Raw genomic sequence first — 10487 nt, 5'->3', positions numbered from 1 at the left:
ATTCTTTCCAGGAAAAAAAACCAGCGATCAAATTTGAAACTCAAACAACCAATCAAATTGCACTGTTCTATTAAATCCTTAGATCGAATTCAGGTTAGTAAGGACACGGAATTAAGAAAGATGAACGGTAACCGTGGAAGTAAGCACTTCCTTTACATCAATCGAACATTTTTCGGTCTATATAATTTACTCCATGATCTTCAAGCGAAGATCCAGGTGAACAAGTTCCGCGATTATATGTCATAATTGTTGGTTTTATTTATTGGTTAGGTTGTGGAAAAGCGTTAATACCATCCCTGGTAGTGGCGCTTTTCCTATTTTTCTATGTTCCAGCCTTTCCCTTTAAAACTAAACAAATTTCCTTGTATATGTGGCTGTGCTGTGCTTTTCAAAGAACAGTGGCTCCAATTGCCTTAAGCACGTTTCTTTATAATATTCATCTGGCCGGGGTTTGCCATATGATGAAAATCAAAGCACCATAATCGATGGAATGTTAATCTTTATTATATTGCGGATCCATTTTTTATTAAATGCTTACATTGAAACCCAATAGGTCTAAATATTTTAAACAATAGCATATGTATCAATCTAAAATAGCCGGAGTAGGTAGTTATGTGCCGGAGAATGTTGTTACCAATGATGATTTAGCGAAAATCATGGATACCAATGATGAATGGATCCAGGAGAGAACTGGTATCAAAGAACGTCGCCATATTAAAAAAGGGGATGGCAATTCTACGGCAATTATGGGGGTGAAAGCTGCCAAGATTGCTATTGAAAGGGCCAAAATTGACAAAGATGATATAGACCTCATTGTTTTTGCAACCCTGAGTCCGGATTATTATTTTCCTGGATGCGGTGTACAGGTACAGGAAATGCTGGCTATAAATACCTGCCCCGCCCTGGACGTGAGAAACCAGTGCAGTGGATTTATCTATGCGCTTTCAACAGCAGATCAATTTATAAAGACCGGGATGTATAAAAATGTGTTGGTTATTGGAAGTGAAAATCATAGTGGTGGCCTTGATTTTACTACCCGGGGCCGTTCGGTATCGGTTATTTTTGGAGATGGGGCAGGAGCAGTGGTTCTATCCAGAAGTGATCACAATGGGGAGGGCATACTTTCCACCCATTTGCATTCAGAAGGCAAACATGCGCTGGAACTTTCTTTAAAGGGACCGAGTACGGAGCACTGGGTTCCCGAGATTATTGCTGAAAACCCACAGGGGGATGATATACCTTATTATCCTTATATGAATGGGCAATTTGTCTTTAAGAATGCTATTCAGCGTTTCTCTGAAGTGATTATGGAAGGCTTAAAAGCAAACGGACTTGAAGTAAAAGATATTGATATGCTAATTCCGCATCAGGCGAATCTGCGTATTTCACAGTATGTACAACAAAAGTTTAAATTAAGTGACCAGCAGGTTTACAACAATATTCAGAAATACGGGAATACAACGGCGGCCTCCATTCCGATTGCTTTATGTGAGGCCTGGGAGAAGGGGAAAATAAAAGAAGAAGATATCGTTGTCCTGGCTGCTTTTGGAAGCGGATTTACCTGGGCAAGTGCGGTAATAAGCTGGTAAAGAAAATTTTTTAAGTGGAAGAAAAGGTCATTTTGTTTTTAACGAAATGACCTTTCCTATACTTATAAAGAACCTTTTCTATGAGTTCGTTAGACCTTTCTGAAATACCTAAAGAGATCATAGATCCCAAAAATGATAAATCCAACTGCGAGGATAGCACCAAAATTATCCGTTACCTCGGCCGTTAAATGGTCATAGAGGCGATATGCACCATAGACAAGGAATAGGATCCCTAATATTAAATACCATTTATTGCGTTTTCCTCCTTTGAGGTTACTCATCTGTATAATCTTTAGGAAAGGTTGTTTTTGCAATTTTCAGGGCTTCGTCATAATGATTTTTAACCACGAAAAGTTGAACCTGTCCTGGCAGTCCACCACCAAATCCCGCGCGTAAACCCGAATCAAAATCATTTCTCACCCGGGAAGAGATTCCAGCTTTATCAAAAAGCTCCTGTAAGTATTGCACATTGGTATCAGAACCGGTATAAACCCGCTCGTAAGATTCGTCTGAACTCATAATTATTAGTTTTTAGTACTATCTAAAATACAAAGAACAATAGAGCTCACGGGGCATTTTATACTGAGTTTAACGTTCTAAGCATTATAATATTTGCTTCGCCAGATCGCAGTACTAAAATTCTTTCCTTTTTTAAATCCGTAGAAGATGGAAAGTCCTGCCATCCATTTGAATACAAAGAAGAAGATCATAAAAAACTGGGTAGTTGTCTGTTTTGGCGAAAAAAGTCCATCAGGAATTAATAGTGCTATTAGAAAACTAATAGCGAGCAGTACACCGATGAAATTTTCAAGATGTTTAAACGGCCACATCAATAGTTTTCTTAAGGGGTGCAGGTCATTTCCCCATTTATGTATAAGATAAAAATAGTCGTTCCCCATAGGGGCAAACATCAAGGGATCATCCGCATTTTCGAGCTTGAACAATTTAGAGGGGGCAACTATTTTAAACCCTTTCAGTGTCATTTGTTGTGCGCTCTCTAAAGCTTTAATTCGTACCAGGGTTTCATAAGGAATTTCTCCTTTAAAAAATTTACTGTCTAAAAAACGCAGACGATATTCAATACAAAGTTTTTCAATATCTGAGAGATGAAAGATTCTATGGCTCTCCAATAGCTCCAGGTTAAATTTATTAATTCCGTCATTCCCATCGTGGATTTCCTCCAGAATGGCTTCTTCTCTGCGGGTTTCCTGTTCAAAGATTTCCTGTACCTGCGCTAGGATGTTTGTTGAAGAAATCCTTTTATTGCGTGATTCGTATAACCGTTCTTCCAGATTCGTACGACGCAAACCTAAACTCAACTTCATTTCTTTTTCTTTAGCATCTGTCACTAAATTAAGTAATTATGATGATTCCTGCAATCCAATTTTTCAGGATTAATCTTAGTTAAAACTATCTTAATTGGATTATTTTAAAAAGTGTTTAACGATAATAGTTATAAATTAGACAAAAATTAGAATAAACGGATTCATAATTAAATATTAAATCGCTTTATAATAAAAACCGAAGCATTCTGAATCTCGTTTATATAATAAATCATTTAAAAACTATTGTTATGAAAAATTTAAAGCAACTGGGAATTATTTGTTTCCTGTTTATCGGCGGGTCCTTAATGGCTCAAAACGGTTCAACTATGGTGGGCGGTGCAGAAATGTATCCAAGTAAAAACATCGTGGAAAATGCCTCAAAATCTGAAGTTCATACTACCCTGGTAGCTGCAGTTAAGGCTGCCGATCTAGTAGCAACCCTGCAGAGTGAAGGTCCCTTTACCGTGTTTGCCCCTACCAATGCCGCTTTTGAAAAATTGCCTGCAGGAACGGTAGAAAGCCTTTTACAACCGGAAAATAAGGAAAAGCTCCAGGCTGTACTTACTTACCACGTGATCGCTGGGGATTATAGTGCTAGCGAGGTAGTGGCTGCAATTAAGAAGGGCGATGGGAAAGCCTCCTTCGAAACTGTGAATGGTGCAATGCTCTATGCGATGATGGAAGACGGTAAGGTTAAGCTCCAGGATGCCCAGGGAAATGTGGCTACCGTGACCACGGCGGATGTAAACCAGTCTAACGGAGTTATTCATGTAATTGATTCGGTTTTATTGCCTGGGAACTAAATTGCTATTGAAAAAGAAGAATACGGGAGCGGTCTTATGAGGCCGCTCTTATTTGTTAATTAAATATCAAAGGGGAGTTATCCCTTTTTTAATTCTAAAGGAACACCTATTTTAAGAAAAAATTGAAATTATGAAGAAAGTAAAACTATTTATCACCCTAATTTTAGCAGGTGCCTTTATGATCTCCTGCGGCTCCGGAAGTAATATTTCTAAAGATGCTGCTAAAAAATTGAAAAATTATGACACCTATTCTTATCTGCCCAACAAGGATACTATTTTAAGTCAGGATTATAATAATCAGCAAATTCAGGAAACTATCATTGCTACCATAAATGATAACATGGCAAGCGAAGGATATGCCATAGAAAATCGTCAACCGGATGTTCTGGTTTACGTGCACACTATGTTCGATGAAAAGGTGGCCGTAAATGCCAATCCTGTTTATACGAATTTTTCATATTATCGCCCCGGGCATTATATAGGGCCCTATTATGAAAATTATACCTATGATAATTATTTTACAATTCAGAGAATTACTGCCGACGATGCCATTAAACAGCTGCCATATAAAGAAAAATCCATTGTAATAGATTTTATTGACAGGAGAACAAACGAGATTTTGTGGCGAGGAACAGCCCCTGAGGAGGAAATTAGCTCGAAAAGATTGGAAAGAGACCTGAGAGATTATGTCGATGAAATATTTACAAAATTTCCCTAATCATATTTAAAAAAGAATTGGCTGTTTAAATTAATTTGTGAATCTTTTTCTGTTTTAGGAAAACAAATCATAACCTCAAATTAGGTCGAGGTCAAATTCAAACAGCCAATTTTTAAATCACTATCTCAACTCAGCCTGGAGTTCCTCTTCAAACTTTTGCTGCAGTTTTTTCATCATTTTGTCTACCTGTTTATCGGTAAGTGTTTTATTTTCATCCTGAAAAGTAAAACTTACTGCATAACTTTTCTTGCCTTGAGGTAGATTATTCCCCTGGTAAACATCAAAAAGGTCAATTTCTTTAAGCAGTTTTTTCTCGGTTTTGAGAGCGATTGCTTCAATTTCTTCGTAAGAGACATCATTATTAAGCAATAATGCGAAATCACGTCTCACCGCTGGATATTTAGGAATAGCGCTAAAATGGGTTTTTTGCGTTTTGATGACTTCAAGCATTGCATCCCAGTTAAAATCAGCATAAAGGACTTCCTGGTCAATATCAAAATGCTTCAGTACTTTCTTTCGAATTACACCAAAGGCAACCAGATTGTTTTTTGCAGAAGAAAATATAAGGCCTTCCGAGAATACATCAGATGTTACCGCGGAAGGTTTTAAATTATCAATTCCCAGTCGCTGAAAAATTGAATGGATTACCCCTTTTAGTAAAAAGAAATCAGTTTTTCCCGAAGCAGTATTCCAACGTTCCGGGTTTCGGTTACCGCTTATAAAAATGGAAAGATGTTTCTTCTCTATGCGGCTGGAGTTAAAATCATGGTAGGTTTTTCCGAATTCAAAAAGTTTGAGATCGCTTCGTTTTCTATTGATATTGTAACTCACCGATTCCAACCCGGAATATAACATAGATTGGCGTAATACCGAAAGATCCTGACTTAAGGGATTCAGCATTTTTACGTTATTAGCTTCTTTGAGTTGTTCACTTAGTTTCGAATAAGTCGGTGTGGTAAGGGAATTAGCCATAGTTTCATAAAAGCCCTGTCCCACCAGCTGGTTCGCTATTAAATTTTGAAGCTTGTAATCTTCAAATTTGGAAGAATTGGCTACTGAGGCATTTAGCTTCTCTCCAAATTTAATATTGTTATACCCGTAGACTCTTAAGATCTCCTCGATTACATCGGCTTCTCGCTGTACATCTACACGGTAAGCCGGGATAGTGAGTCCCATTCCTGTTTCGGTCACGTTATTCACCCTAATTTCTAATGAAGCCAGAATAGATTTTATAGTTTCCTGTTCAAGGTTTTCCCCAATTAGTTTATTCACTTTTTCAAAAGTTAGGAAAACCTGGAAATCTTCAATTTTTTTGGGATAAAGGTCATCGATATCGCTGGTTATCTCACCTCCGGCAATTTCGGTAATTAAAAGGGCGGCGCGTTTTAAGGCATATTCGGTAATGTTTGGATCAATTCCTCGTTCAAATCTAAAAGAAGCATCGGTGTTTAATCCATGTCTTTTCGCAGTTTTTCTTACGCTTACCGGGTTAAAATAGGCGCTTTCCAGAAAAATTTGAGTGGTGCTCGAAGATACCCCGCTAGAAGCTCCTCCAAATACACCTGCGATACACAATGGGTTTTCAGTATCACAAATCATCAAGTCTTCCTGGTGAAGTTCGCGTTCCACTTCATCCAGGGTAGTGAATTTTGTGCCTTTCTCCAGGGTTTTTACCTGGATCTCATTGCCAGCTATTTTTGCAGCATCGAAAGCATGTAATGGCTGGCCAAGTTCATGCATCACGTAATTGGTGGCATCTACTACGTTATTTTTTGGTCCTAGCCCTATTGCTTTTAACCTGTTTTGTAACCATTTTGGGGATTCTTCCACTTTGAGCCCCGAAATTGTCACCCCACAATATCTTGGGGCAAGGGTGGAATCCTCTACCTGGATTTGAATTTTAAGACTTCTATTATCCACATGAAAACTACTGACCGAGGGAGTAATAAGTTCTAAACTCTTAGCCTTCTGGGTGTAACCGGCCTTAAGATCTCTGGCAACTCCCCAGTGGCTCATGGCATCGGCACGATTAGGGGTTAATCCGATTTCAAAGACCTGGTCGTTCTCGACTTCAAAAATCTTTGCCACGGGAGTACCCGGCACAAGATCGTCCTTCATCACCAAAATTCCCTGGTGACTTTGACCAAGACCTAGTTCTTTTTCAGAACAAATCATCCCATAACTGGCTTCTCCTCTGATCTTACCTTTTTTTATAGGCCAGGCTTCTCCTTTTTCATCATAGAGAGTAGTGCCGATAGTGGCCACCGGGACCTTTTGCCCTGCAGCAATATTTGGAGCACCACATACAATTTGTACCCGCTCATCATTTCCGAGATCTACCTGGGTAAGCTGTAATTTATCCGCGTTTGGATGAGGCTTACATTCCAGTACGTGGCCCACTACAATTCCTTCCAGACCACCTTTAATGCTCTGAAATTGCTGTAAACCTTCCACCTCAAGCCCTAGATCGGTAAGTAATTCTCCTGTTTTCTCTGGAGTATCAGGAAGTTTAATAAATTGTTTAAGCCAGTTATATGAAATTTTCATGTCTCAATATTTTCAGTTCGCAAAGATAGTATTACCAATAGTTTTAGCATAATTTGAGGTTTTAATTTTATGGCTTATTTCGGTATTAATAACAAAAGAAAAGGAGCGACCTAAGTTGCTCCTTTCAAACGCTAATTAAATCTAACTATTAATTAAGCTTTCCTTTTAAACTGCATTTCACTTACAAGCTCCCAATCCGGGCTGCCTTCTTTTGGTACATAAATGTTCCATTGAATGTGGTCATTATCGGTTTGGGTAATTTCATGCCTGGCTTTTTTCTGGGTATCGTTTTCATTATAATCCTCTATGAATTCAAATTTTCCGTTGCCATTATCCTTGATCTTAATATCAGATACTTCAATCCCGGTAGGATTTACCGAGCTAATGAAAGCCATTTCATAGGTGTCTTCCATCGCATCATAGGCCACAATTCTTTCGCAGCAAGGAGTATTTCCTTCCCTGGTATGCTTAATTCTCAAGACTGATTCCCCTGGTAAATAGCTAACGTTTTGTGTACTGGCAGGTACCTCCATGGCCTGGCCATCCCTATAGCCGGTTTGGGTGATTTCCCAGTCTCCCGTTAGAAAATCTAACTGGCGGTGTTTATTTTCCAACTTTGCCAGTTTGGAAAGAGAAGCCTGTTTCATTTGGTTTTTCTCCTCTTCATCTTCAATATTTTCAGCCAGTTCTGCTGCCTTTTTAAATTGTTCTTTGGCCTTTTCTTTTTCTCCTTTTTCCAATAGGAGATCCCCGTAAGAGTCATAGGGATTGGCCTGCTCAGGATATTCTTCGATTTGGGCCTTGAAAACCAACTCTGCTGCCTCCAGATCTTTATCTTCCATCATCAGCTTGTAGCCCAAAATATTTAATGGTTCCTGCAGACTTTCAAACTCAGCTGTTTTTTTATTCTCATACAGCTCCATGGCTTTATCAAGCCCGTTAGATTTATATTCCTCATATAATTTCTCTTCTAATGGCACCTTGGTCTCCTCCTGGCTAAACAATAGGCCGCCACATAAAATAAGCATCAAGCTTATTAGCTTTCTTAAATCGATTCCCGTTTTCATAATTTTGATGTTTTGGTTTCTATTTAAATTTACATAATAATGAGGAAAAAGTAGTTCCCTAAAGACCTGCTTATCGCTAGTAATCAGTCGGTTATTTTCTTGTTTGGTTTTGGAAAGCCTTAGTTTTACTAGGAGAACAATAACCGGATAGCCGTGGAAGCAGATTTGTATTTTGGTAGAAATTAAGGGGAAATCAGTAGCCTTTTTTCAACTGGAGCTTAGCTGATATAATTCCAGATATTTTTATGTTTTGCCAATTGGGCATAAGTAAACCGGAGCACCTTATTTTTTTCCAAATTAAGGCTGGGATCTTCTTTTAAGATTTTCATCGCGTGGTAGCGTGCCGATTTTAAGATCTGGTTGTCTTTTACAATATCCGCAATTTTAAGGTTCAACACCCCACTTTGTTGCGTTCCCATAATATCGCCGGGACCCCGAAGTTTTAAATCAACTTCTGCAATTTCGAATCCATCGTTGGTGGCCGTCATGGTTTCCAGCCTTGTTTTACTGTCGTTTGATAACTTATGACCGGTCATTAAAATACAAAAACTCTGCTCAGCGCCACGACCTACCCGACCCCTGAGCTGATGCAGCTGGGACAGGCCAAAACGTTCGGCACTTTCAATGATCATAACACTGGCATTGGGTACGTTTACCCCAACTTCAATAACGGTGGTAGCTACCATAATCTGGGTTTCACCCTTTACAAACCGGTCCATTTCATAATCCTTGGCATTGGATTTCATTTGCCCGTGAACGATAGAGATTTGCATTTGTGGAAATTCGCGGGCGATGCTTTCGTATCCATCCATCAAATCCTTATAATCCATTTTTTCTGATTCCTGGATCAGGGGATAGACCACATATACCTGTCGGCCTTTTTTTATTTCATCCCTGATAAAGGCAAAGACCTTAAGCCGGTTACTGTCATAGCGATGTACGGTTTTTATCGGTTTTCTACCTGGAGGTAATTCATCGATTACCGAAATATCCAAATCGCCGTATAGGCTCATTGCTAAAGTCCTGGGAATGGGCGTTGCGGTCATGACTAAAATATGAGGTGGCACCTTGTTTTTTCGCCATAATTTTGCACGTTGGGCCACCCCAAAACGATGTTGCTCATCTATAACGGCCAGCCCTAAGTTCTTAAATTGAACCTTGTCCTCCAGCAACGCATGGGTCCCGATTAAAATATCTATTTCTCCGTTTTCCAGTTTTTCGTGGATTTCACGTCGTGCTTTGGTTTTAGAAGAACCGGTAAGCAAATAAATATTGACCTCCAGATCTTTACAAAGGGCGACAAGGCCATTGTAATGCTGAATTGCCAGGATTTCGGTAGGAGCCATCAGGCAGGCCTGGAAATCATTGTCCAATGCAATAAACATGGACATAAGGGCCACAATGGTTTTACCTGAGCCTACATCGCCTTGTAGCAAACGATTCATTTGTGCACCGCTTCCCAGATCGGCTCTGATTTCCTTGATTACCCTTTTTTGCGCACCGGTAAGTTCGAAGGGAAGATGATTTTTATAGAACTCACTGAAATTTTGTCCTATTTCTTCAAAAACAAAACCTTTAATTTTCTGTTTCTGAAGCATATTTTTAATCAGTAGCTGCAGCTGGATATAAAACAGTTCTTCAAATTTCAGACGGAACTGGGCCCTGGATAGCAACTCCTGGCTTTGCGGAAAATGAATATTAAAGACAGCATCAGCCTTGCGGAGTAATTTTAACTCGGTGGTTAATTCTGTTGAAAGCGTTTCGTAAAATTCACCTTTAGTCTCGACAAAGAGTTGCTGTATTAATTTATTGACCACCCGGTTGGTAATCCCCGATTTTGCCAGTTTCTCAGTAGATGGATAGACCGGTTGCATCGCGGTTCGAAGCTGTTTTTTATATTCTTCAACCGGTTCCATTTCGGGATGTGGCATACTAAAAACCCCGTTAAACCAATTGGTTTTTCCGAAAATTACATAAGGCACATTGATCTTTAAGTTTTCCCGAATCCATTTCTGTCCACGGAACCAGACGAGTTCCATTTTCCCGGTATCATCCACAAAATCCGCCACCAGGCGGTTGCCTCTTTTCTGCGCTACCGATTTAATATTGGTAATCTTGCCTACCACCTGGACTTCCGATGAATTACGCTGTAACTCGTTTATTTTGTAAAAACGTGTTTTATCCAGATACCGGTTTGGAAAAAAATTCACCAGGTCCTGGTAGGTATGAATGCCAAGTTCTTTCCGAAATAAATCGGCGCGGTTAGGACCGACTCCTTTCAGGTAATCTATAGGGGTTTGCAAAATATTGACCTTCATGCAAACGAAGATATTAAAATCAGGTTTTTTAGGCTGAATTTCATTTAAAAATTAAGCTCTAAATCTTCTAGAGCTATAAATTTATTTAGTTTTCGTAATTTGCCGGTACAGTTTTTATTT

General features: G+C 39.2%; 9 protein-coding genes and 1 pseudogene. 4 read left to right on the top strand and 6 right to left on the bottom strand.

Features of this window, described 5'->3' with window-relative positions; genetic code table 11:
• Both DET49_RS18725 and DET49_RS12010 read left to right on the top strand, forming a co-directional pair.
• Positions 1-246: pseudogene (locus DET49_RS18725) on the top strand (hypothetical protein); the annotation flags it as partial.
• A 332-nt stretch (positions 247-578) separates the two neighbouring features.
• Positions 579-1589, top strand: coding sequence for a 3-oxoacyl-ACP synthase III family protein (locus DET49_RS12010; protein WP_133548348.1), 1011 nt, complete (start codon positions 579-581; stop codon positions 1587-1589).
• 89 nt (positions 1590-1678) lie between these two features.
• Here DET49_RS12010 and DET49_RS12005 read toward each other — a convergent pair whose 3' ends face one another.
• The 3 genes from DET49_RS12005 to DET49_RS11995 form a co-directional block, all read right to left on the bottom strand.
• Positions 1679-1870, bottom strand: coding sequence for a hypothetical protein (locus DET49_RS12005; protein WP_133548347.1), 192 nt, complete (start codon positions 1868-1870; stop codon positions 1679-1681).
• Complete coding sequence (locus DET49_RS12000) at positions 1863-2108, bottom strand: putative signal transducing protein (RefSeq protein ID WP_133548346.1); 246 nt, start codon at positions 2106-2108, stop codon at positions 1863-1865. Before DET49_RS12000 ends, DET49_RS12005 begins: the two co-directional genes overlap by 8 nt.
• A 77-nt stretch (positions 2109-2185) precedes the next feature.
• Entirely contained in the window at positions 2186-2914 is a 729-nt protein-coding gene (locus tag DET49_RS11995) for a hypothetical protein (protein ID WP_133548345.1), read from the bottom strand.
• 248 nt (positions 2915-3162) lie between these two features.
• On the opposite strand from DET49_RS11995, the gene DET49_RS11990 reads away from it, so the two are divergent.
• Together DET49_RS11990 and DET49_RS11985 are read left to right on the top strand one after the other, a co-directional pair.
• Positions 3163-3717 (top strand): fasciclin domain-containing protein, encoded by a 555-nt coding sequence (locus DET49_RS11990; protein ID WP_133548344.1) that lies wholly within the window; start codon positions 3163-3165, stop codon positions 3715-3717.
• A gap of 130 nt (positions 3718-3847) precedes the next feature.
• Entirely contained in the window at positions 3848-4435 is a 588-nt protein-coding gene (locus tag DET49_RS11985) for a DUF4136 domain-containing protein (RefSeq protein ID WP_133548343.1), read from the top strand.
• A 120-nt stretch (positions 4436-4555) separates the two neighbouring features.
• Here DET49_RS11985 and pheT read toward each other — a convergent pair whose 3' ends face one another.
• The 3 genes from pheT to recG form a co-directional block, all read right to left on the bottom strand.
• The gene (gene pheT, locus DET49_RS11980; protein ID WP_133548342.1) at positions 4556-6982 is read right to left on the bottom strand and encodes a phenylalanine--tRNA ligase subunit beta; all 2427 of its coding nucleotides are present in this window, start codon (positions 6980-6982) and stop codon (positions 4556-4558) included.
• Between the two features lie 152 nt (positions 6983-7134).
• Entirely contained in the window at positions 7135-8049 is a 915-nt protein-coding gene (locus tag DET49_RS11975; protein WP_133548341.1) for a DUF1579 family protein, read from the bottom strand.
• A gap of 218 nt (positions 8050-8267) precedes the next feature.
• Positions 8268-10367: an ATP-dependent DNA helicase RecG gene (recG, locus tag DET49_RS11970; RefSeq protein ID WP_133548340.1), complete on the bottom strand. Its 2100-nt coding sequence runs from the start codon at positions 10365-10367 to the stop codon at positions 8268-8270.
• Positions 10368-10487 lie beyond the last annotated feature (120 nt).

The organism is Salegentibacter sp. 24 (assembly GCF_004362395.1).
Lineage (GTDB): Bacteria > Bacteroidota > Bacteroidia > Flavobacteriales > Flavobacteriaceae > Salegentibacter.
Note: the sequence above shows the minus strand (reverse complement) of the source record. Positions and strands in the feature narration are given on the sequence as shown.

What these genes read in the sequence shown, in the direction of transcription:
- DET49_RS12010 (WP_133548348.1), top strand. Translation starts at nt 579, where the DNA reads ATGTATCAATCTAAAATAGCCGGAGTAGGTAGTTATGTGCCGGAGAAT.
- DET49_RS12005 (WP_133548347.1), bottom strand. Translation starts at nt 1,870, where the DNA reads ATGAGTAACCTCAAAGGAGGAAAACGCAATAAATGGTATTTAATATTA.
- DET49_RS12000 (WP_133548346.1), bottom strand. Translation starts at nt 2,108, where the DNA reads ATGAGTTCAGACGAATCTTACGAGCGGGTTTATACCGGTTCTGATACC.
- DET49_RS11995 (WP_133548345.1), bottom strand. Translation starts at nt 2,914, where the DNA reads ATGAAGTTGAGTTTAGGTTTGCGTCGTACGAATCTGGAAGAACGGTTA.
- DET49_RS11990 (WP_133548344.1), top strand. Translation starts at nt 3,163, where the DNA reads ATGAAAAATTTAAAGCAACTGGGAATTATTTGTTTCCTGTTTATCGGC.
- DET49_RS11985 (WP_133548343.1), top strand. Translation starts at nt 3,848, where the DNA reads ATGAAGAAAGTAAAACTATTTATCACCCTAATTTTAGCAGGTGCCTTT.
- pheT (WP_133548342.1), bottom strand. Translation starts at nt 6,982, where the DNA reads ATGAAAATTTCATATAACTGGCTTAAACAATTTATTAAACTTCCTGAT.
- DET49_RS11975 (WP_133548341.1), bottom strand. Translation starts at nt 8,049, where the DNA reads ATGAAAACGGGAATCGATTTAAGAAAGCTAATAAGCTTGATGCTTATT.
- recG (WP_133548340.1), bottom strand. Translation starts at nt 10,367, where the DNA reads ATGAAGGTCAATATTTTGCAAACCCCTATAGATTACCTGAAAGGAGTC.